The sequence below is a fragment of the Streptomyces sp. NPDC054872 genome (genome assembly GCF_053610705.1).
The window spans coordinates 24,154-43,253 of the sequence record NZ_JBSGYY010000039.1 but is presented as its reverse complement, the minus strand read 5'-3'; the positions used below and the strand labels follow the sequence as shown (position 1 = coordinate 43,253).

At 70.9% G+C, this 19,100-nt stretch carries 22 protein-coding genes; 10 read left to right on the top strand and 12 right to left on the bottom strand.

Features of this window, described 5'->3' with window-relative positions:
* Nucleotide 1 precedes the first annotated feature (1 nt).
* Complete coding sequence (locus tag ACWGIH_RS34765) at nucleotides 2-781, top strand: ABC transporter ATP-binding protein (protein WP_453449256.1); 780 nt, start codon at nucleotides 2-4, stop codon at nucleotides 779-781.
* 16 nt (nucleotides 782-797) lie between these two features.
* Complete coding sequence (locus ACWGIH_RS34760) at nucleotides 798-1,799, top strand: ABC transporter substrate-binding protein (protein WP_453449255.1); 1,002 nt, start codon at nucleotides 798-800, stop codon at nucleotides 1,797-1,799.
* 70 nt (nucleotides 1,800-1,869) lie between these two features.
* On the opposite strand, the gene ACWGIH_RS34755 is transcribed toward ACWGIH_RS34760, so the two are convergent.
* Nucleotides 1,870-2,430, bottom strand: a complete 561-nt coding sequence (locus ACWGIH_RS34755) for a MarR family winged helix-turn-helix transcriptional regulator (RefSeq protein ID WP_453449254.1) — start codon at nucleotides 2,428-2,430, stop codon at nucleotides 1,870-1,872.
* 134 nt (nucleotides 2,431-2,564) lie between these two features.
* Between ACWGIH_RS34755 and ACWGIH_RS34750 the strand changes: the two genes are divergently transcribed.
* The 3 genes from ACWGIH_RS34750 (at nucleotide 2,565) to ACWGIH_RS34740 (ending at nucleotide 5,085) form a co-directional block, all read left to right on the top strand.
* Nucleotides 2,565-2,975 (top strand): organic hydroperoxide resistance protein, encoded by a 411-nt coding sequence (locus ACWGIH_RS34750; protein WP_363309942.1) that lies wholly within the window; start codon nucleotides 2,565-2,567, stop codon nucleotides 2,973-2,975.
* 92 nt (nucleotides 2,976-3,067) lie between these two features.
* A complete protein-coding gene (locus tag ACWGIH_RS34745) occupies nucleotides 3,068-3,529 on the top strand; it encodes a hypothetical protein (protein WP_453449253.1) in 462 nt (153 codons plus the stop codon).
* Between the two features lie 227 nt (nucleotides 3,530-3,756).
* Entirely contained in the window at nucleotides 3,757-5,085 is a 1,329-nt protein-coding gene (locus tag ACWGIH_RS34740; RefSeq protein WP_453449252.1) for a M28 family metallopeptidase, read from the top strand.
* A gap of 76 nt (nucleotides 5,086-5,161) precedes the next feature.
* Here the strand turns inward: ACWGIH_RS34740 and msrB are convergent, their stop codons facing one another.
* From msrB to ACWGIH_RS34720, 4 genes are all read right to left on the bottom strand, one after another.
* Nucleotides 5,162-5,569, bottom strand: a complete 408-nt coding sequence (gene msrB / locus ACWGIH_RS34735) for a peptide-methionine (R)-S-oxide reductase MsrB (protein WP_361194822.1) — start codon at nucleotides 5,567-5,569, stop codon at nucleotides 5,162-5,164.
* A gap of 13 nt (nucleotides 5,570-5,582) precedes the next feature.
* Entirely contained in the window at nucleotides 5,583-6,977 is a 1,395-nt protein-coding gene (murC, locus tag ACWGIH_RS34730) for a UDP-N-acetylmuramate--L-alanine ligase (protein WP_453449251.1), read from the bottom strand.
* Between the two features lie 114 nt (nucleotides 6,978-7,091).
* Nucleotides 7,092-7,547, bottom strand: a complete 456-nt coding sequence (locus tag ACWGIH_RS34725) for an indole-3-glycerol phosphate synthase (RefSeq protein ID WP_453449291.1) — start codon at nucleotides 7,545-7,547, stop codon at nucleotides 7,092-7,094.
* 162 nt (nucleotides 7,548-7,709) lie between these two features.
* Nucleotides 7,710-8,474: a pyrimidine reductase family protein gene (locus ACWGIH_RS34720; RefSeq protein WP_453449250.1), complete on the bottom strand. Its 765-nt coding sequence runs from the start codon at nucleotides 8,472-8,474 to the stop codon at nucleotides 7,710-7,712.
* A gap of 37 nt (nucleotides 8,475-8,511) precedes the next feature.
* Here ACWGIH_RS34720 and zapE point away from each other — a divergent pair, with 37 nt between their 5' ends.
* On the top strand, nucleotides 8,512-9,606 hold the full coding sequence (gene zapE / locus ACWGIH_RS34715; RefSeq protein WP_453449249.1) for a cell division protein ZapE: 1,095 nt from the start codon (nucleotides 8,512-8,514) through the stop codon (nucleotides 9,604-9,606).
* A 94-nt stretch (nucleotides 9,607-9,700) separates the two neighbouring features.
* Nucleotides 9,701-11,065, top strand: a complete 1,365-nt coding sequence (locus tag ACWGIH_RS34710; protein WP_453449248.1) for an alkaline phosphatase PhoX — start codon at nucleotides 9,701-9,703, stop codon at nucleotides 11,063-11,065.
* A gap of 64 nt (nucleotides 11,066-11,129) precedes the next feature.
* Here ACWGIH_RS34710 and sph read toward each other — a convergent pair whose 3' ends face one another.
* The 4 genes from sph to ACWGIH_RS34690 form a co-directional block, all read right to left on the bottom strand.
* A complete protein-coding gene (gene sph / locus ACWGIH_RS34705) occupies nucleotides 11,130-12,125 on the bottom strand; it encodes a sphingomyelin phosphodiesterase (RefSeq protein WP_453449247.1) in 996 nt (331 codons plus the stop codon).
* A 186-nt stretch (nucleotides 12,126-12,311) separates the two neighbouring features.
* A complete protein-coding gene (locus ACWGIH_RS34700) occupies nucleotides 12,312-12,890 on the bottom strand; it encodes a TetR/AcrR family transcriptional regulator (RefSeq protein ID WP_453449246.1) in 579 nt (192 codons plus the stop codon).
* A gap of 75 nt (nucleotides 12,891-12,965) precedes the next feature.
* Nucleotides 12,966-14,171, bottom strand: coding sequence for a Cmx/CmrA family chloramphenicol efflux MFS transporter (locus ACWGIH_RS34695; RefSeq protein ID WP_453449245.1), 1,206 nt, complete (start codon nucleotides 14,169-14,171; stop codon nucleotides 12,966-12,968).
* Nucleotides 14,172-14,287: 116 nt separating this feature from the next.
* On the bottom strand, nucleotides 14,288-14,707 hold the full coding sequence (locus ACWGIH_RS34690; RefSeq protein ID WP_453449244.1) for a VOC family protein: 420 nt from the start codon (nucleotides 14,705-14,707) through the stop codon (nucleotides 14,288-14,290).
* Nucleotides 14,708-14,977: 270 nt separating this feature from the next.
* Here ACWGIH_RS34690 and ACWGIH_RS34685 point away from each other — a divergent pair, with 270 nt between their 5' ends.
* Nucleotides 14,978-15,886, top strand: a complete 909-nt coding sequence (locus tag ACWGIH_RS34685; RefSeq protein WP_453449243.1) for a polysaccharide deacetylase family protein — start codon at nucleotides 14,978-14,980, stop codon at nucleotides 15,884-15,886.
* Between the two features lie 57 nt (nucleotides 15,887-15,943).
* Complete coding sequence (locus ACWGIH_RS34680; protein ID WP_453449242.1) at nucleotides 15,944-16,156, top strand: hypothetical protein; 213 nt, start codon at nucleotides 15,944-15,946, stop codon at nucleotides 16,154-16,156.
* A 28-nt stretch (nucleotides 16,157-16,184) separates the two neighbouring features.
* On the opposite strand, the gene ACWGIH_RS34675 is transcribed toward ACWGIH_RS34680, so the two are convergent.
* On the bottom strand, nucleotides 16,185-16,853 hold the full coding sequence (locus ACWGIH_RS34675) for an ABC transporter (protein WP_453449241.1): 669 nt from the start codon (nucleotides 16,851-16,853) through the stop codon (nucleotides 16,185-16,187).
* Entirely contained in the window at nucleotides 16,850-17,800 is a 951-nt protein-coding gene (locus ACWGIH_RS34670; protein WP_453449240.1) for an ABC transporter ATP-binding protein, read from the bottom strand. The genes ACWGIH_RS34675 and ACWGIH_RS34670 overlap by 4 nt, the downstream gene beginning before the upstream one ends.
* A 160-nt stretch (nucleotides 17,801-17,960) precedes the next feature.
* Here ACWGIH_RS34670 and ACWGIH_RS34665 point away from each other — a divergent pair, with 160 nt between their 5' ends.
* The gene (locus tag ACWGIH_RS34665; protein ID WP_453449239.1) at nucleotides 17,961-18,707 is read left to right on the top strand and encodes a peptidyl-tRNA hydrolase; all 747 of its coding nucleotides are present in this window, start codon (nucleotides 17,961-17,963) and stop codon (nucleotides 18,705-18,707) included.
* 21 nt (nucleotides 18,708-18,728) lie between these two features.
* On the opposite strand, the gene ACWGIH_RS34660 is transcribed toward ACWGIH_RS34665, so the two are convergent.
* Nucleotides 18,729-19,094, bottom strand: coding sequence for a darcynin family protein (locus ACWGIH_RS34660; RefSeq protein ID WP_453449238.1), 366 nt, complete (start codon nucleotides 19,092-19,094; stop codon nucleotides 18,729-18,731).
* Nucleotides 19,095-19,100: the final 6 nt, after the last annotated feature.

Here is a 19,100-nt window from a genome sequence, read left to right as displayed (position 1 = left end):
GATGGAACTCGCACTCGACGGCCTGTCCGTGACGATCGACGGCAAGCTCCTCGTCCGGGATCTGTCCCTGGAGGTGGGCAGCGGCCAGATCGTGGGCCTGGTCGGCCCGAACGGCAGCGGCAAGTCCACCGCGCTCAAGTGCGTCTACCGCGCGCTGCGTCCGAGCTCCGGCGTGGTCCGGGTGGGCTCCGACGACCTCTTGCGCCTCTCGCCGCGCCGGAGCGCGCGGATCGTCGCCGCCATGGCCCAGGACGGCGCGGTGGACCTGGACTTCACGGTGGAGGAGGTCGTCGCCCTGGGGCGCGCGCCCCATCTGCGCGGCAACCAGGCACTCGGCGGGCGCGAACGCGAGCTGTGCGCGCGGACCATGGCCCGGCTCGACCTCACCCGCCTCGCCGACCGCGGCGTCCTCACCCTGTCGGGCGGCGAACGTCAACGCGTGCTCCTTGCGCGGGCGTTGGTGCAGGAGCCGCGGATCCTGGTCCTCGACGAGCCGACCAACCACCTCGACGTGCGCCACCAGATCGAGCTGCTCTCGCTCCTGAAGGGCTCGGGCCTGACCGTCCTCGTGGTCCTGCACGACCTCAACCTCGCGGCGGCCGCGTGCGACCGCATCGGCGTGCTGTCACAAGGTGCGCTGGTCGCCGCGGGAACGCCGGAAGAGGTGCTCACCACGGGCCTCGTCGACGAGGTGTTCGGCGTCAAGGCCAGCGTCATCAGCCACCCCCTGACCGGCGACCCACAGCTTCTCTACGCACTGAGCCCGTCCACTCCTCTCTGAAAGGCGCCACGCCGTCATGCCCAGAACACGTACCCGCACCGCCGCCGGATCCTCGCTCGCGCTCGCCCTGCTGCTCAGTGGCTGCGGCGCGGAGGTCGACTCGGACTCCAAGGCCGCGGGCGAGTCCAAGAAGGTCACCGTCAAGCGCTGCGGTGAGCCGGTCACGTACAAGACTCCGCGGCGCGCGGTGGTCTACGAAGGCGGCAGCGCCGACAAGATGTTCAGTCTCGGCCTGACGAAGCACGTCCACGGCTATGTCATGCCGCCGGCCAACCCGCCGGTGAGCGAGTCCCCTTGGGCTTCCCAGTACGCCAAGGTGAAGATGCTCAGCGACGACCTGCTCAACAAGGAACTCGTCGTGGAGGCCAAGTCGGACTTCGTCGTCGCGGGCTGGAACTCGGGCTTCAGCGACCAGCGCGGCATCACCCCGAAGATCCTGGACAAGCTCGGCATCCAGAGCTTCATGCACACGGAGAGCTGCTTCAACTACCCCGAGTACCCGGAGAAGGTGACCCCGTTCAAGGCCCTGTACTCGGACCTGGACCGTCTGGGCAGGATCTTCGAGGTCGAGCGGAAGGCGGACGAGGTCGTGGATCGCCTCAAGAAGCGCGTGGCCGCCGTCGAGTCCAAGGCCCCCAAGGGCGAACGCACCCCCGTCTTCCTCTACGACTCCGGCACGGACCAGCCCTTCACCGCGGGCAGCCAGGTCCCGCCCAACGACATCATCAAGTCGGCCGGCGCCGAGAACATCTTCGACGGGCTCGACGAGCGCTGGACCCAGGTGAACTGGGAGGCCGTCGCCAAGGCCGAGCCCGAGGTCATCATCATCTTCGACTACGGCGACATGCCCGCCAAGAAGAAGATCGACTTCCTGAAGAAGTCCCCGCACACCAAGGAACTGCCCGCCGTGAAGAAGAACAACTTCTTCGTCCTGGACTACAACGAGGGCATCAGCGGACCGCGCAACATCGACGGCCTGGAGAAGTTCGGGAAGTACGTGCGGGAACTGAAGCGCTGACGCGACCCGCGCCGCACCCCGACCGCCATCAACCGCACCCCCACCCTCACTCTCGCCCAGGCCCTCACCCTCACTGGGCCTGGTCGAGGGAGCCCGTCAGCCGTGCGAGGAGACCCTGGAGGGTGCGGATCTCCTCGACGGTCATCCCGGTCGAGGCGAGGATCCGGCGCGGCACGGGCAGCGCCCGCTCGCGCAGGCCGTCCCCGGACTCCGTGAGCTGAACGGTGACGGAACGCTCGTCGGCGGCGCTGCGCTCGCGCCGCACGAGTCCCGCGGTCTCCAGCCGCTTGAGGAGCGGCGAGAGCGTGCCGGAGTCGAGGCGCAGCCGCTCGCCGATGGCCTTGACGGGCTGCGGTCCGTGTTCCCAGATCACCAGCATGACCAGGTACTGGGGATACGTGAGGCCCAGGTCCTTGAGGGCATCGCGGTAGACGCCGCCGAAGGCGCGCGAGGCGGCGTGCAGCGAGAAGCAGACCTGGTGATCGAGGCGGAGCAGCTCGGCGTCGGGCACGCCGGGCAGCTCGGCCCCGGGCAGCTCTGCACCGACCACGCCGGGCAGCTCGGCATCGGACTCCTCGGGCAGATCGCCTCCGGGCGGGGGCGGTGCGGCGGCGGTCGGCGATGACGTCATGGGTCAAGCGTACCTCGCGCACGCCATTCAGTTGTGCACAACTAAATCGTGTGCAACCATAACGGCAGAGCGAACGAGCCCCGTTCCTCTCGATCCGTTCTCGATCTGTTGTTCGACCAGGGAAGAGGCACCCCATGAACGCGCTGTACACCGCCGTCGCCACCGCGAATGGCCGCGAGGGCCGCGCCGTCAGCTCCGACGGCCAGATCGACCTCGCGCTCGCCATGCCCCCGGCCCTCGGCGGCAACGGACAGGGCACCAACCCCGAGCAGCTCTTCGCCGCCGGGTACGCGGCCTGTTTCGCCAGCGCCATGGGGGCGGTCGCCCGTGAGATGAAGGTCGACACGAAGGACGTCTCGGTGACCGCCGAGGTCTCCATCGGCAAGGACGACGCGGGCTTCGGCCTTGCGGTCGTGATGCGCGTGGAGCTGCCGGACCACCTGGCGGGCGAGACCGGGCAGCAGCTGGTCGAGGCCACGCACGCGTACTGCCCGTACTCCAAGGCCACCCGCGGCAACATCGAGGTCGAGCTCGTCATCGAGTAGGCGTTCAAAGGCGGCGCCCGGCGGCAGGTACCGTAGGAGGACCGATCTCATGGGCCTCCTGGTGGGCTGCGTGAACCCCAGGAGGCCCCAGCATGACGACGAACCGCGGACGCAAGGACGTGATCCGGAACCGGATGACGTCGACCGGCGAGTCGTACAACGTCGCCGCCCGCAACCTCAAGGCCATGAAGGACATGGGCGCCACCCGCGAAGCCGTCGTCACGCAGCGCTGGCAGCCCGCCGAGACCCTGGACGTGCCGTGCCCCTGCGGCGGCACCTGCGAGCCGGGCGAGAAGTGCGACCGCTGCCACGCCCGCCACCGCCACGTGGCCCGCTACCCCGGCAGCCGCACCGAGGTCGAGACCTGGGCGGATCGCTACGACTGCATGGGCTGCGCCTCCTCGTACACCATCCTCGTCGTCCTGCCGGGCCGCCCCTGGGGCATCGCCGAGACGGTGGTCCAGGGCGCGGACGCCGAGCCGGTGATCAAGGCCCGCGTGTTCCCGGGCGTGAAGCATCCGCTGCTGCGTCCGGAGACGCCCGAAGAGGACTGAGCCCGGCGGCCGCGCCGCGGCGGGACGGGGGCCGTCCGATATCCGAAACTGGCTGACCGGCTTCTGACCGGTTTCCCCTCTTGACGCTGCCCCGTCCCACCTTCAACATCAGGCAACGCACCACGCGCCCCACCTCTGCTCAGTACAGCTCCAGCGCCCTGCGGCATCCGCGTCGCAGGGCGTCAGTACGTTCCGTCCCCCTCGCTGTTCGGAATTCGGAGCCCCACATGAAGATCTCCAGACCCGCCATACCCAGCGCCCTGAGACGGGCCACCGCGGGCGTCGCCACGCTCGCCGCCGCCGGACTGCTCGCCGCCACCGCGCCGACGGCACTCGCGGCCCCCTCCCCGACGCTCGCGGCCCCCGACATCCCGCTCGCCAACGTCAAGGCGCACCTCTCCCAGTTCCAGTCCATCGCCACGGCCAACGGCGGCAACCGCGCCCATGGCCGCCCCGGCTACAAGGCCTCCATCGACTACGCGAAGGCCAAGCTGGACGCGGCCGGATTCACCACCACCGTGCAGCAGTTCACGTCGAGCGGAGCCACCGGCTACAACCTCATCGCGGACTGGCCGGGCGGCGACCCGAACAAGGTCCTGATGGCGGGCGCCCACCTCGACAGCGTCAGCTCCGGCCCCGGCATCAACGACAACGGCTCGGGCTCGGCCGGTGTCCTGGAGACCGCGCTCGCCGTCTCGCGCGCGCAGCTCCAGCCGACCAAGCACCTGCGGTTCGCCTGGTGGGGCGCGGAGGAGCTGGGTCTGGTCGGGTCGAAGTACTACGTCAACAACCTTCCCGCCACCGAGCGTTCGAAGGTCTCCGGCTATCTCAACTTCGACATGATCGGCTCTCCGAACCCGGGCTACTTCGTCTACGACGACGACCCGGTCATCGAGAAGACCTTCAAGGACTACTACACGGGCCTGAACGTCCCCACCGAGATAGAGACCGAGGGCGACGGCCGCTCCGACCACGCCAGCTTCAAGAACGTGGGCATCCCGGTCGGCGGCCTCTTCACCGGCGCGAGCCGTACGAAGTCCAGCGCCCAGGCCCAGAAGTGGGGCGGCACGGCGGGCCAGGCCTTCGACCGCTGCTACCACTCGTCGTGCGACACCACGGCGAACATCAACGACACCGCCCTGGACCGCAACAGCGACGCCATCGCCCACGCCGTCTGGACCCTCGGCACGGAGGCCCCCGTCCCGCCGGGCGACTCGTACGAGAACACCGCTGACGTCACCATCCCGGACAACGGCGCGGCCGTGACCTCGACGGTGAACGTGACCGGCCGCACCGGCAACGCCCCGGCCACCCTCAGGGCGGACGTCGACATCCGGCACACCTGGCGCGGCGACGTGGTCGTCGACCTGCTCGCCCCCGACGGCACGGCGTACCGCCTGAAGAACTCCAGCGGCAACGACTCGGCCGACAACGTCATCGCGACGTACACGGTCAACGCGTCGAGCGAGACGGCGAACGGCGCCTGGAAGCTGCGCGTACAGGACGTGGCGGCGCAGGACACCGGCTACATCAACAGCTGGAAGCTGACGTTCTGAGGCGTCTGCGACCGGACACGCGTCGGGGCCCAGCAGCGTTCTTCCGCTGCCGGGCCCCGATGGCGTGAAGCGCCGCTCAGCCCTCCGTGGGCGCCAGCGTCAGCGAGATCGAGTTGATGCAGTACCGCTGGTCCGTCGGCGTCGCGTAGCCCTCGCCCTCGAATACGTGGCCGAGGTGCGAGCCGCAGCGTGCGCAGCGGACCTCCGTGCGGACCATGCCGTGCGAGGAGTCCTGGAGGAGTTCGACCGCGTCCGTGTCCTTGGGGTCGAAGAAGCTCGGCCAGCCGCAGTGCGACTCGAACTTCTCCTCCGAGGTGAACAGCTCCGCGCCGCAGGCGCGACAGGAGTAGACACCCTTGGTCTTGGTGTCGGTGTACTCACCCACGAACGCGGGCTCGGTGCCCGCCTGACGCAGCACCGCGTACTCCGAGGGGCTGAGCTCCGCGCGCCACTGCTCGTCCGGCTTCTCGACGTCGTACGACATGAGACTGAACCCCTTACTTCGAAAGCTCTGCCAAGATCTGCGGGCCGATGTCCGTGACGTCGCCCGCTCCCATGGTGAGAACGAGATCGCCGGGCCTCGTCATTCCCGCGATGACGGCGGCGGCGTCGGCCTTGTCGTGCACGGGCCGCACGTCGGCGCCGGCCTCGACCGCCGCGTCGATGATCAGGGCGCTGGTGATGCCCGGGATCGGGTCCTCGCGCGCGGGGTAGATGTCGAGGACCACGGAGGCGTCCGCGAGGGCGAGGGCCTGGCCCATCTCCTTGCCGAGCTCCTGCGTGCGGGAGAAGAGGTGGGGCTGGAAGAGGACGAGGATGCGCGAGTCGCCCGCGGAGGAGCGCATCGCCTCCAGGTCGGCCGTCATCTCCGTGGGGTGGTGCGCGTACGAGTCGATGACCTGGACGCCCGCGGCCTCGCCCTTGAGCTGCAGACGGCGCTTGACGCCGGTGTACGAGCCGATGGCCGACGCGAGATTGTGCGCCGGGATACCGAGGGCGATGCCCGCGGCGAGGGCGGCCACCGCGTTGTGGGCGTAGTGGCGGCCGGGGACCGAGACCGTGAACGTCAGGAACTTGCCGTTCAGGACGACCGTGACCTCGCTGGTCAGGCCGCGCGGGGTGATCTTGTGGATGCGCAGGTCGGCGCCCTCGGACTCGCCGTACGTGACGACCTTCAGGTCGCCCGCGTCGCGCACGCGCTTCGTCAGCTCCGCCGCGCCCGACTGGTCCGCGGCGATCACCAGGGTGCCGCCGGGGACGATCTTGCCCGCGAAGGTCTCGAAGGACTCGTAGATCTCGTCCATCGACGCGTAGTTGGCGTGGTGGTCGAGCTCCACGTTCAGGACGATGGCGACCTCGGGCGCGTACTTGTGGAAGCTGCGGTCGCTCTCGTCCGCCTCGGCCACGAAGATGTCGCCGTCGCCGTGCAGCGCGTTCGAACCCGGCGCGTCCAGGTCGCCGCCGATCGCGTACGACGGGTCGAGGCCGAGGGTGGAGAGGGTGACGGCGAGCATCGACGTCGTCGTGGTCTTGCCGTGCGTGCCGGCCACCGCGATCGGACGCAGGCCCTCCATGAGGGAGGCGAGCGCGTCCGAGCGGTGGACGACCGGAATGCCCAGCTCCGTGGCGCGGGCCAGCTCGGGGTTGTCGGCTCGGATCGCGGAGGAGACGACCACGCAGGTCGCGTCGGACGCGAGGTGCGCGGCGTCGTGGCCGATGTGGACCGTGGCGCCCAGGGTCCGCAGGGCCTCGGCCGTGGCCGACTCCCGTGCGTCGCTGCCGGCGACCTTGGCGCCGCGCTGGGCCAGGATCTTGGCGATGCCCGACATTCCGGCGCCGCCGATGCCGATGAAGTGCGGTCGGTCCATGGCGGTGGGCAGGCCGGGTGCCATACGTGTGTCTCCCCAAGATCCAAGAGTTACGGCAGCTGAGCTGCTGAGCAGGGCCCAGACTATTGCCTCGGGCGGACACCGGGCACACCTGAGCCCCGCCGGACGCCGCCGGGCTCAGTCCTTCGCGTGCGAGAACAGCTTCAGGACCGGTACGCCCACCTTGTGCCGCGCCCGCGAGGCCCAGTCCCGGTGGAAGAACTCCTCCACGTAGTGCGGGTCGGTCAGCACGATGACCTCGTCCGCGTTCGCCTCGTCGACCAGCTGCTTGAGCGCGTCGAGGGGGTGGTTCTCGATCAGCTGCCCCGATGCCTCACAGCCCGCCGCGCGCAGCGCCGTCAGCGAGACCTCAAGGGCCTTCTGCGCGGGAGCCGTGGCGTCCTGGCCCTCGGGTACGTCGCCTTCCTTCGCCGCCTCGTCGAGCTCCCCCAGAGCCACGTCGTCGATGGCCCGGAGCAGGCGGTCCGCCTGATCGCCGCGGGGCTGGAGCAGCACCCGGAAGCTGACCGTCTCGTCGCCGTGCAAGGTGGTGACGAACTCCACGTCGGCGGACGTCAGGGCCTTCTCGATCATCAATACGCTTGTGAACACGACAGGCGCCCTTCTCATCCGTGGGCTGCCGAGTGTGTGTCTCGACAGCCCCTGCGGAAACCATCCTGCCCCGTGGCCGCACGGGGTCTGCGACTTTTAGTGTGCCCAACGGAAGCGAAACGGAACGGCCGATTCCGCTGATTGTCAGGTTCGACGGTATCGGGTGAAGAGGAACCCGGCCTCCTCCAGTACGGAAGCCAGTGCGAATCGATCCGGCACCGCCAACGCCGACCCCCAGGCGATCCGCTGCGCGTCCCCCGCGGTGAGCATCGGGGAGACCGTCAGACAGAGCTCGTCCAGGGCTCCCGCCGCCACGAACTGGCCGAGCAGCCGGGGCCCGCCCTCCGTGAGCAGCCGGGTCAGTCCCCGCTCGGCCAGTGCGGGCGCGACCCGCTCCGGCTCGACCGCGGAGCCCTCCCCCGCGACCACCACCACGGCGCCCGCCTTCTCGGCCGCGGCGACCCGGTCGGCGGGGGCCGCGGCACCGGTCACCACGAGCGTGGGCACCAGCGGCGAGGTGAAAAGCGGAAGGCTGAAATCCAGGTCGAGGCTCGCGCTGACGACGGCGATCGCGGGCGCCACCGACTGTCCGGCGGCCGCCCTGCGCTCCGCGAAGGCCTCACGCGCGCGTGCCGGGCGGTAACCCTCTTGGCGGACCGTTTCAGCGCCGACGACCACGACATCGGCGACCGCACGCAGAGTGCCGAAGATCCGCATGTCCGTGTCGTTCGAGATGGGGTGCGAGCGGCCGTCGTGCTGGGCCGCCCCGTCCAGCGTGGAGACCATGTTGGCGCGCAGCCAGGAGGTCGCGTCCGGGGGGTAGGCGTACGCGTCGGCCAGCTCCCCCAGCCCCCACTCTCGTACTGATGTTTCGTCTGTCTGGTCGGTCACAGGGAACAGGCGTCGCATGTCCAGCAGTCTTGCACGGCGCTTAGGGTTAGGAACCGTGTCGTCCTCCACCGCCGCCTCCGGGCAGAGCCCCATAGCCGAAGCGGCTCCCCTGTCGCTGTGCGCCCGCGAGCCCCATGTCCCCGCCGACCGCCTGGTCGCCGAGATGGTGCCGCCGCCGCGCTTCGACTCCGTCCGCTTCGATACGTACATCCCGGACCCGAACCAGCCGAGCCAGACCGAGGCCGTGCGGGTCCTGAGCGGCTTCGCCGCCGGGCTCGGCGGCGCGCACGCCTCCGGGGCGGGCAAGAAGCGCTGGTTCGGCCGCGCCAAGCCCGCGGCGCCCACCGGCCCCCGGGGCGTCTATCTCGACGGCGGTTACGGAGTGGGCAAGACCCACCTCCTCGCCTCCCTCTGGCACGCCACGCCCGCGGCGCCCGAGCAGAAGGCGTTCGGCACCTTCGTCGAGCTGACGAACCTGGTCGGTGCGCTCGGCTTCCAGCAGACCGTGCGCACCCTCAGCGGCCACCGGCTGCTCTGCATCGACGAGTTCGAGCTCGACGACCCGGGCGACACGGTGCTCGTCTCCTCGCTGCTCGCGCGGCTCGTCGACGAGGGCGTGGCACTCGCCGCCACCTCGAACACGCTTCCGGGCAAGCTCGGTGAGGGAAGGTTCGCGTCCGCCGACTTCCTGCGCGAGATCCAGGGCCTGGCCACCCACTTCAAGTCGCTGCGCATCGACGGCGAGGACTACCGCCACCGGGGCCTTCCGGAAGCTCCCGCTCCGTACTCGGAGGGGCAGGTCACCCGGGCCGCGTACGCGACCGAGGGCGCGAGCCTCGACGACTTCCCGCTCCTTCTCGACCACCTCGCGCGCGTCCACCCCAGCCGGTACGGGGCGCTCACCGACGACCTCCGGGCCGTCTGCCTCACCGATGTGACGCCCGTCCCCGACCAGTCGACCGCCCTGCGCCTTGTCGTGCTCGCCGACCGCCTGTACGACCGCGAGGTCCCGGTGCTCGCCTCGGGTGTGCCCTTCGACCAGCTGTTCAGCGAGGAGATGCTGAACGGCGGCTACCGGAAGAAGTACTTCCGGGCGATCTCCCGGCTCACGGCACTGGCGCGGGACGCGAAGAGCCTCGTGAAGCCGTAACGACTCACCGCTACGCGCGTGGTTCCCGCACGCCTAGGCGCGTGGTACACACATCCGGTCATGTTCCTGTCCGCCAGCAGGAGGTCGACCTTTTATGTCCACGACACGACGTCAGGTGCTAGCCCGTACCGGTGCGGTGGGTGCGGGAATCGCCTTCACCGGCGCGCTCACGGAACTTTTCGCGGGCAGCGCCGCCGCGCAGGGCAAGGGTGGGTACGGGCCGCTGGTGCCCGACCCCGCCGGGCTGCTCGATCTGCCGAAAGGTTTCCGCTACAAGGTCCTCTCGCGGGAGGGCGGCGACCTGCCCTCCGGTGAGGGCAAGGTGCCGAGCAACTTCGACGGCATGGACGCGTTCCGCGGCAAGCGCGGGGGTGTGCATCTCGTCCGCAACCACGAGAACCGCCACAACGGAAGAACGCCCGTGCCCACGGTCAAGGGCCTCACCTATGACCCGATGGGCAAGGGCGGCTGTACGGCACTCTCGCTCGACCGCCACAACAACGTCCTGAGCGAACGCGTCGCCATCGCCGGCACCGCGGTCAACTGCGCGGGCGGGCCCACCCCTTGGGGAACCTGGCTCACCTGCGAGGAGACCGAGGACAAGGCCGGCACGAACGGCTACACCAAGGACCACGGCTTCATCTTCGAGGTCGACCCCGTCGACCCGCGCCGCACCGGAGCCGTGCCGCTCACCGCGATGGGCCGCTTCCAGCACGAGGCGATCGCCGTCGATCCCCGGCGCGGCGTGGTCTACGAGACCGAGGACGCCTTCCTCAAGCCCTTCGGCCTCTTCTACCGCTTCCTGCCCAAGAAGCCCGAGGGCGGCCGCGGTTCGCTCCGCGCGGGCGGCAAGCTGCAGGCCATGCGCGTCCCCGGCGTGCCCGACCTGTCGGCGATCCAGGAGACGGGCGCGTGCTTCGACGGCATCGAATGGGTCGACGTACCTGACCCGCTCGCCGCCCAGACGCCCATCCGGCTGCAGGACTTCGGACCGAAGGGCATCACGCACGCGCAGAAGCTGGAGGGCTGCTACTGGGGCGGCAGCTCCGTCTACTTCGTGTCGTCCTTCGCGCACAGCGCGGAGGGTTCGGCAGCCGACCACTTCGGGCAGATCTGGCGCTACGAACCGTCGAAGCGCCGCCTCACCCTCGTGATCGTCTTCGGCCCGAGCACCGACATCCAGCTGCCCGGTGAATCCCCCGACAACATCTGCCTCGCGCCCAGCGGCGGCCTGATGGTGGCGGAGGACGGCGGTGGCGCACAGCACGTGTACGGCCTGACGCGCCGGGGCGAGGTCTACGAGATGGCCCGCGGCCGGCAGAACATCGGCACCCCCGAGGAGCCCGAGTGGGGCGAGTTCGCGGGCGTCTCGTTCTCGCCGGACCACGACACGATGTACGTCAACTGCTACAACCCCGGCACCACGTTCGCCGTGACGGGGCCCTGGCACCGGACCTGATCTGACCTGCCGGTGATCGGACGGGGTGCGCGGCGGTCGTCGCGCACCCCGCCCGTGGCACCCGCTAGGAGCCGATCAGCGGGTAGTGGTCGGACAGGTTGGTGTAGGTGTACCGCTTGCCCCAACTGGACACCGTCCAGGGCGCGCTCTGCTCCTTGACCACTTCGTTGTGCCAGGTGGCGGGGCGTGCGTGCCCCTTGCGGTGCAGGACGTGGTCGAGGTCCTCGCGCGGGTCGTCCGGGTACCGCTCGGCCGCGATGGAGTTGTCCTGGGTGTCGAAGGAATACGGGTGGCCGCTGCGGCCGTCGGCGGGGGCGAAGTTGCCGTCGGCGAGCATCGAGGCGTACTCGTCGCTGCGCGAGTCGACGTTCAAGTCACCTGCCACGATGACCTGTTCGCCCGCCGGGATGTTCTTGGCGGCGAGGAAGGCGTCCATCTCCTTGAACTGCAGGGCGCGCGTCGCGGCCGCCTCGCCGGAGCCGCAGCCCGGGTCGGTGGACTGGGCGTGGGTGCCGACGACGTGCACCTTCGTGCCGTCGACGTTCAACTGGGCATAGACGAAGCCCTTGTTGGAGTACGAGTCGGAGCCGCAGGCGTCCTTGTAGACGTACTGCTCCTTGCGCAGGATCGGCCACTTGCTCAGGACGGTCACACCGCCGTCCTCGGGGGTCACCGCCGAGTACGCGCCACCGGTGGCGTCCCAGCCGTCCTTGCCGCGGCCCATGACAGGGGTCTGGTGCGGGTAGCGGTTCGCCGCGTTGGCCTTCAACGCGTCCGACGAAGAGTTGTCGAATGCCTCCTGGAGGACGACCACGTCCTTGCCCTGGAAGAAGTCCGCGGCCGGTATGGCCTTGGCCCGGTGGTCCTGGCCCCAGTTCGGGTAAAGGCTCTTGCTGAACAGGAACGCGTTGTACGAGAGCACCTTGAGTGCGGGCGTGTCGACGGAGGCGGCAGGCGTGCCGGCGGCGGTCGCGGTCGGCGCGACGGCGGTGAGCGTGGCCGCGGCGAGCACGGTGGTGATCGCGGCGGCGTGAGTCCTGCGCAGCGCTGGGTGCGGCACTGAATCTCCTGAGAACGGCGGGGGTGGGCGTCGCAAATCCAATCAGCCGCGATTACTTTCTGGGGATACTTCACATGAACAAAGATCCCCCGGCGAGGAAGCGCCGATTCTGTGCGACCCGGCAGGATTCAAGTGCCGGGCACACGGGCGGTGTTGGGGGCGACGACGTCAGGGCAGCCGCAGCGATCACAGATCGGCGAGCGTGCTCTCCACCGTGTCGAGCAGCGCCTGCCGGTCGTCCTGGACGCGGGCGAGGACGCGCAGGCCGTAGTACGTGCTCTGCACCCGGCGGGCGACGGTCCGCGCGTCGGCCGTCGATCGCAGCTCACCCGTGCGCCGGCCGGTCGCCACGACCACGCGCAGTTCCTCCTCCACCCGGTCGAAGTTGCACCGCACCGCGTCCCTGATCTCCGGGTCGAGCCCGCCGATCTCGACGGCCGCGTTGATCGCGAAGCAGCCGCGCCCGTTCTCCGCGTCGAGATCGGCGTCCAAGGCGTGGACCATCATGTCCCGCAGCCGCTCCTTGGCCGTGCCGTCGCCCCGCAGGATCGCGACCTGCTCGGCGGTGCTCGTCTCGTGGTAGCGCCGCAGTGCGCGCAGATAGAGCTGGCGCTTGCCGCCGAAGGTGTTGTAGAGGCTGGAGGGGCCGAGGCCGGTGCTGTCGCAGAGCGCTCGCGTCGAGGTGCCCTCGTAGCCGTGGCGCCAGAAGGTGTCCATGGCCGCGGTGATGACGCGGTCCTCGTCGAACTCTCGTGGCCTGGCCATGGACCCCACAGTACGGGTTTTGGAATACACGTACAAAATATGGCGGTCGCCGCTCCCGTTGCCCGCTACGGCTGGTCATCGGGGCTGCGTCACACGGACCCGCGTACGTTCCAGGGGCGCCGCCTCCCCGGCCCGCTCCTTCCGCTGGAGCCGCCGGGCCCAGAGCACCGCCACCGTCCCTGCGGCGGCGAGCGCGGCGCCGACCCAGGCCACGGAGGCGTAGCCGAACCCGGCGTCGATGGTCAGGCCGCCGAGGAGCGGGGCCACGGTGTTGCCGACATTGAACGCGGCCGTGTTGGTGGCGCCGGCCAGCGTCGGCGCGGCCGGGGCGAGGGTGAACACCCGTGACTGGAGGGCGGGGTTGGTGACGTACCCGACGAGGCCGAGGAGGAACACCAGCGCGATCACGGTGACCAAGGAACCGGCGGTCAGCGCGAGCAGCGCGGAGAACACGGCGAGCGCCCCGAGGCCCAGGCCGAGGGTCCGCAACGGGCGGGCCTCGGCCGTGCGTCCGCCGATGGCCAGGCCCACCATCCCGCCGACGCCGAACAGGGCGAGGACCGCGGGCACCCACCCCTCGGGCACTCCGCTCACGTCGGTCAGCAGCGGGGCCAGATAGCTGAAGGTGACGATGACCGCGCCGAAGGCGAAGGCCGTGACGGCGTACGAGAGCCAGAGCTGGGGCCGCGCCATGCCGCGCAGCTCCGCCCGTGCCGATGTACGCCCCGCCACGGACCGCCCACCGGGGACGACGAGCAGCGTGCAGACGAGGCTCACCAGGGTGGCGGCGGCCACCGCCCAGAACGCGGCACGCCAGCTGGAGTACTGGCTCAGCAGGGTGCCGGCCGGCACGCCGACGACCGTGGCCAGCGTCAGGCCGCCCGCCACCACGGCGACCGCCTTGCCCTTGGCGGCGGACGGCACGAGGGCGACCGCGGTGGCCACGGCCACGCCCCAGTACCCCGCGTACGCGAGGGCGCTGACCACACGCGTGACGAAGAGGACCCCGTAGCCGGGAGCGAGGGCGCCGATCACGTGGGCGACGACGAAGGCCGCCTGGAGGGAGACCAGGGCGGTTCGCCGGGGCCAGCTCAGGGTGGCCACCGCGAGCAGCGGTGCGCCGACGACCATGCCGATCGCGAAGGCCGAGATCAGCAGCCCCGCGTCCGGGATCGACACCCCGAGGTCGGCGGCCATGCCGGGCAGGAGGCCCGACAGCATGAACTCCGAGGTCCCCTGGGTGAAGATACCCAGCCCCACCACGTACACCGCAGGCGGCATTACTGCTCCTCCTGATCGCGATCCATTTTTTGGAGCACTCGCTCCAAAATCGACGCTCAGGACGCTAGCACATTCTGAAGCGATCGCTTCAGAATGCGTGTGGCCTGACGCCCGGCTCAGTGGGAGGCAGAGGCGGCATCCCGGTCACAGCCGCTCGCCTCGCCCGCGGCGCGCTCCGCCGCGCTGCGCAGCACGCAGAACTCGTTGCCCTCGGGGTCGGTGAAGACGACCCAGCCGGTGCCGTCGGCGTGACGACGGTCCGAGGCCACCGTCGCGCCCATCGCCAGGAGCCGTTCCACTTCCGCGTCGCGGGGGCTGTCGGGCTGGAGGCAGAGGTGGACGCGGTTCTTGTGGGTCTTGGGCTCGGCGACCTGGGCGAAGTAGAGGTGGAGGCCGGTGGGCAGGGCGATGGACGCCGTCGATTCACCGGGCTTGTCCTCGCCGTCGAGCGGGTGGCCCACCACCTTGCTCCAGAACTGGGCGAGTTCGTACGGGTCGGCACAGTCGAAGGCGACGTTGAAAAGGGTCGAGCGCATGGTGGGGCCCTTCGTTCATGGCAGGCGGTGCGGTGGCCCCGGGCAGGGTGGGGCCACCGGAGCTGTGACCTCTGTTGCCCGTACACACTTCCGGTTACGGGCGTCGCCGCCAAGGGAATTGAGGCGCGGCGGCACGTTCGGAGAGCGCCCTGCACCGCGGTGACCAGGGCCCACTCGGGCGGGTCCGGTGGTTCGGCCGTCCGGGGCGGCGCGGGACGGCACGGGCCGCACCTCACCATTTCATCCTTTTTATGTCGATACGTTCGCCGGATGATCGCCCCGACACGAACACTGACCGCGCGGAGACCGGCCACACAGGGACGGCGGGCACGGAGGCTCACCGCCGGCTGCGTCCTGAGCGCCCTCACCCTCACCGCGCTCGCAGCCTGCGGCACCGACCCCGCGCCGGGCAGCCGCGACCGGGCCGAGCGCCCCACGCCGAGTGCGTCGCCCCGCCCCGCGACCCTCGCCCCCGGCCCCGCCGGCCTCACCCCCGTCTTCAAGAACGCCCCCCGCACCCCGGCGGGCGCCTCCCCCACCGTCGCCCTGACCTTCGACGCCGACATGACGGCCGACCAGGGGCCACGTGCCGCGGCGGGCGAGCGGTTCGACAATCCGGCACTGGTGTCGACGCTGCGGCGACTGAAGGTGCCCGCGACGTTCTTCATGACGGGGCGGTGGGCCGAGGAGTACCCGGCGCAGGCCAAGGACATCGGCCGGGATCCGCTCTTCGAGGTCGCCAACCACTCGTACAGCCATCACGCCTTCACCGACCGCTGCTACGGGCTGCCGACCGTGCCCGCCTCGCGTATGCGCGACGACGTGGAGCGCGCCTTCGCCGCCTTCCGCAAGGCGGGCGTCGAGCATCAGGTGCCGTACTTCCGCTTCCCCGGCGGCTGCTACGACAAGCGGGCGCTGCGGGCGATCGCCCCCGGCGGTGTCACGGCCGTGCAGTGGGACGTGGTGAGCGGCGACGCCTTCGCGACGGACGCCGACGCCGTGGCCCGGCAGGTGCTCGACGGGGTGCGACCCGGCTCGGTGGTCGTCATGCACTGCACGCGCAGCGCGGCGCCCACGACTGAGCGCGCCCTGCGCACGATCGTCCCGAAGCTGCGCGAGCGGGGCTTCCGGTTCGTGCGGGTGTCGGAGCAGATCAGAGCGGCGGGCGCGCGCGGCTAGGGGGCTTCCCCCCGGGGAGATCCGGCGGAAGGGCCTCAGCGCTCTAGTCTGGCGGGCATGGACGACAACGCCGGACCTGCCGCGATCGGCGACACCGCCGAACCCGCCGCCACCAGCGATTCCGCCGATGCCACCGAACCCGCCGCGGGACCCTTCGCCGAGTGCGTGCTGTGCCGGGAGCTCACCGAGTATCCGGAGACGCACAAGGGCGTGACGCTGTGCCCCGTGTGCGAGTGGCACGAGGCTCAGCGCACGGCCTGCTCGGGCTGAGCCCCCTCTCCGGCACCCTGGCGCGCGCTCAGCCCCTGCGCGAGGCCAGCCCGCAGGCCGCTCCCACGGCGGCCGCCGCGAGCGCCGCCGCCCCCGCGACCGGCAGCATCGGCACCGGCACCACGCCGTCCCGCGACCCGGAGACGAGCCCGGTCATGACCGCCTTCGCCGGGGAGCCCGTGGTCACCAGGGAGAGCAGCGAGGCAAGCAGCATCACCGGGATCGCACGGCCCGGCGAGCACATCAGCGGCCAACTCGTGACGGCCCCGACGGCGGTGCCCACGAGCGCGCTCACGAGCATCGCGAGCAGCCCCGCACCACTTGCCGCAAGGCGGTTCACGGCTGTCCGGTGATCGGTGCTCGCCGGGTCGCTGATCACCGCCACGACGAGGTTGGCGACGGCGCCGAGCACGGCCGTGGCGAGGAACGCGGAGAGCAGACAGGCCAGCCGGGCCCGCCAGGGTCCGACCGCCGCGGCCGAACAACTGCGGGCGGCGGGCGGCTCGTTGGTGGTGCATATCCGTACCAGCCAGGCGGCGACGGGCAGCAGCGCGGCGGCCGCGTACGCGAGGGAGTCGAGGATCGGCTGCCCGTTCTGCACACCGACGGCGAGGAACGCGGCGTACAGGATGACGGGCGCGAGCCAGCGCTGGGAACGCAGGAGGAGGGCGGACTGATAACTGAGCAGGGCGTTCATCGGTCGCTCACCTCGCTCGCCGCGGAGACGGCGGAGAGTGCGACGGTGGACGCGGCGCATGCCTGCCCCGGCACCGGGCCCGATCCGTCCCCCCGCACCGACACCACGTGCCACGGCGGGCGTGCCGTCAGCAGTGCGCGCAGCGCGAGGTCCGAGTGGGTCGACGCCACCGTCAGTCGCAGTGTCCCTTCGGGGGTGTGCCCGGTGACGGTGCCGGGCAGGGAGGGCGGTGCGGCACCCGGTGGGCCCTGCGCCTCGATCACGGTCGCGGGGGTTCCCTCGGCGGCCGCTTCGGATGAAGTGCCCGCAGAGGTACGGGCTTTCACCGACGAGCCGATCACCGTGTACGTCACGTCGACCGCCCCCGACAGACGCCGCGGGTCGTGATCCACGAAGACCACGGCGCCGCCCTGCGCGACCCGCTCGGCGACGGCCCGGTCGAGTTCGTCGCGGGCCGCCGCGTCCAGACCCGTCCAGGCCTCGTCGAGGACGAGCAGCTCCGGCCCCGCGAGGAGCGCCTGGGCCACGGCGACCTTCTGGCTGCTGCCCTTGGACAGCTCCGACAGGGGCGTACGGGCGTAACTCCCGGCCCCGAAGCGCTCCAGCCATTCCTCCGCGCCCCGCGCGGCCGCTCCCCTCGCCAAGCCGTGGATGCGGCCCATATGCGTGAGGTAGCCGACGGCCGTGAACGGCAGCGCAGCGGGGAAGCGTTCGGGGACGTACGCCGTGCGCGGCCGCCCGGCGACGCGGCCCTCCGTCGGGGCGTCGATCCCGGCGAGCAGCCGCAGCAGGGTGGATTTGCCGGTGCCGTTCGCCCCCTCGATCCGCACCAGCGTGCCCGCGCCGACGCCCAGGCCGACATCCCTCAGCACCCAAGGCCCGCCCATGGCATAGCGCCGCCCCACCCCGTCGAGCCGCAGCACGGCCCCCGCAAGATCACTGTCCATGCGGTCATCCTCGCGCAGGGGTCCCGCCGCGGGGCAAGTCTGCGGGGCAGGAGCAGAGGCCAGGGGCCGAGAGCGGGAGCCGCGGCCAAGGAGCGGTGGGCGCGGGAGCCGTGGGCGAAGCCCCCGACAGGTCCGATCTTCCGCCTGGCAGACTGGGCGCGTGAGCAGCGACCAGACCGCAGGACACTCCCAGCCGCAGGACACCCCGGACCCCCGGGACAGCCCCTTCCGCGTGGAGAAGACGACACGCGACGAGGCACCTCAGTACGTACTGCCGCTGGTGGCCCGCATCGAGCGCGCCGAGCCTCCGCACCGTACGGACGCCCTGGAGACCGCGGCCCGCGCGGTACTCGTCATGCTCGGCGACGAGCGGTCCCTCGGCGACGGTGAGTGGGCGCAGGCCATGCGTGACTGGCAGGACGCCAGGATCCGCAAGGTGGTCCGGCGGGCCCGCGGCGCCGAGTGGCGGCGGGCCGAGGCGCTGCCCGGCATCACGGTCACGGGCAAGTCGGCGGAGGTCCGCGTCTTTCCCCCGGTGCCGCTGGACGGCTGGCCCAAGGACCTGGCCCGGCTCCAGGTCTCGGGCACGGACCTGGACGACCCGGAGGCGGTGCCGCCCGCGGACCCGACCGCGCCGGTCCTGTGGATGAGCCCCGACGTCGACATGTCGGCGGGCAAGGCGATGGCGCAGGCGGGGCACGGCGCCCAACTCGCCTGGTGGGAGCTGTCGGACGAGGAGCGCGGGGCCTGGCGGGACGCCGGTTACCCGCTCTCCGTCCGCACTCCGGACGCCGCGCGCTGGAGCGAACTCGTGGCGACCGGCCTGCCGGTGGTACGGGACGCGGGCTTCACGGAGATCGCCCCCGGCTCCTGCACCGTGGTCGCCGACCACCCGGCCTTGCGTTGAGCGGGCCGCGCCTCCCTGTGCTCAGGTGCTGATGGTGGCCACGGCGTCGAGGCCGTAGGTGCGGGCGTAGCCGTTCTCGGTGCCGACGAGAAGGTCGACGATCTCGAAGTAGCGGTCCCAGAACGGGGTTTCGCGCAGGGCGTCGATGAGCAGCTGGTAGGCCTCGTGGTCGTCGGCCTCCCAGACCCATACGTCGGTGACGCGGGTGGAGTAGAACTCCGTGTCGTAGAAGCGTGACCGGACGCCGGTGGTCTTGGCCTTGATCGCGGGGATGACCTGGGTGCTGAAAGCGTCCACCCGTTCCTGAACGGTCATGGCGAGCCACTCAGGTGTGGTCTTGATGAGCATGAACGCGGTGACCGGCGGGGCGGTGTTCTCGGTGGGCATGTCGGG

What these genes read in the sequence shown, in the direction of transcription:
- ACWGIH_RS34765 (WP_453449256.1), top strand. Translation starts at nt 2, where the DNA reads ATGGAACTCGCACTCGACGGCCTGTCCGTGACGATCGACGGCAAGCTC.
- ACWGIH_RS34760 (WP_453449255.1), top strand. Translation starts at nt 798, where the DNA reads ATGCCCAGAACACGTACCCGCACCGCCGCCGGATCCTCGCTCGCGCTC.
- ACWGIH_RS34755 (WP_453449254.1), bottom strand. Translation starts at nt 2,430, where the DNA reads ATGACGTCATCGCCGACCGCCGCCGCACCGCCCCCGCCCGGAGGCGAT.
- ACWGIH_RS34750 (WP_363309942.1), top strand. Translation starts at nt 2,565, where the DNA reads ATGAACGCGCTGTACACCGCCGTCGCCACCGCGAATGGCCGCGAGGGC.
- ACWGIH_RS34745 (WP_453449253.1), top strand. Translation starts at nt 3,068, where the DNA reads ATGACGACGAACCGCGGACGCAAGGACGTGATCCGGAACCGGATGACG.
- ACWGIH_RS34740 (WP_453449252.1), top strand. Translation starts at nt 3,757, where the DNA reads ATGAAGATCTCCAGACCCGCCATACCCAGCGCCCTGAGACGGGCCACC.
- msrB (WP_361194822.1), bottom strand. Translation starts at nt 5,569, where the DNA reads ATGTCGTACGACGTCGAGAAGCCGGACGAGCAGTGGCGCGCGGAGCTC.
- murC (WP_453449251.1), bottom strand. Translation starts at nt 6,977, where the DNA reads ATGGCACCCGGCCTGCCCACCGCCATGGACCGACCGCACTTCATCGGC.
- ACWGIH_RS34725 (WP_453449291.1), bottom strand. Translation starts at nt 7,547, where the DNA reads ATGATCGAGAAGGCCCTGACGTCCGCCGACGTGGAGTTCGTCACCACC.
- ACWGIH_RS34720 (WP_453449250.1), bottom strand. Translation starts at nt 8,474, where the DNA reads ATGCGACGCCTGTTCCCTGTGACCGACCAGACAGACGAAACATCAGTA.
- ACWGIH_RS34710 (WP_453449248.1), top strand. Translation starts at nt 9,701, where the DNA reads ATGTCCACGACACGACGTCAGGTGCTAGCCCGTACCGGTGCGGTGGGT.
- ACWGIH_RS34700 (WP_453449246.1), bottom strand. Translation starts at nt 12,890, where the DNA reads ATGGCCAGGCCACGAGAGTTCGACGAGGACCGCGTCATCACCGCGGCC.
- ACWGIH_RS34695 (WP_453449245.1), bottom strand. Translation starts at nt 14,171, where the DNA reads ATGCCGCCTGCGGTGTACGTGGTGGGGCTGGGTATCTTCACCCAGGGG.
- ACWGIH_RS34690 (WP_453449244.1), bottom strand. Translation starts at nt 14,707, where the DNA reads ATGCGCTCGACCCTTTTCAACGTCGCCTTCGACTGTGCCGACCCGTAC.
- ACWGIH_RS34685 (WP_453449243.1), top strand. Translation starts at nt 14,978, where the DNA reads ATGATCGCCCCGACACGAACACTGACCGCGCGGAGACCGGCCACACAG.
- ACWGIH_RS34680 (WP_453449242.1), top strand. Translation starts at nt 15,944, where the DNA reads ATGGACGACAACGCCGGACCTGCCGCGATCGGCGACACCGCCGAACCC.
- ACWGIH_RS34675 (WP_453449241.1), bottom strand. Translation starts at nt 16,853, where the DNA reads ATGAACGCCCTGCTCAGTTATCAGTCCGCCCTCCTCCTGCGTTCCCAG.
- ACWGIH_RS34670 (WP_453449240.1), bottom strand. Translation starts at nt 17,800, where the DNA reads ATGGACAGTGATCTTGCGGGGGCCGTGCTGCGGCTCGACGGGGTGGGG.
- ACWGIH_RS34660 (WP_453449238.1), bottom strand. Translation starts at nt 19,094, where the DNA reads ATGCCCACCGAGAACACCGCCCCGCCGGTCACCGCGTTCATGCTCATC.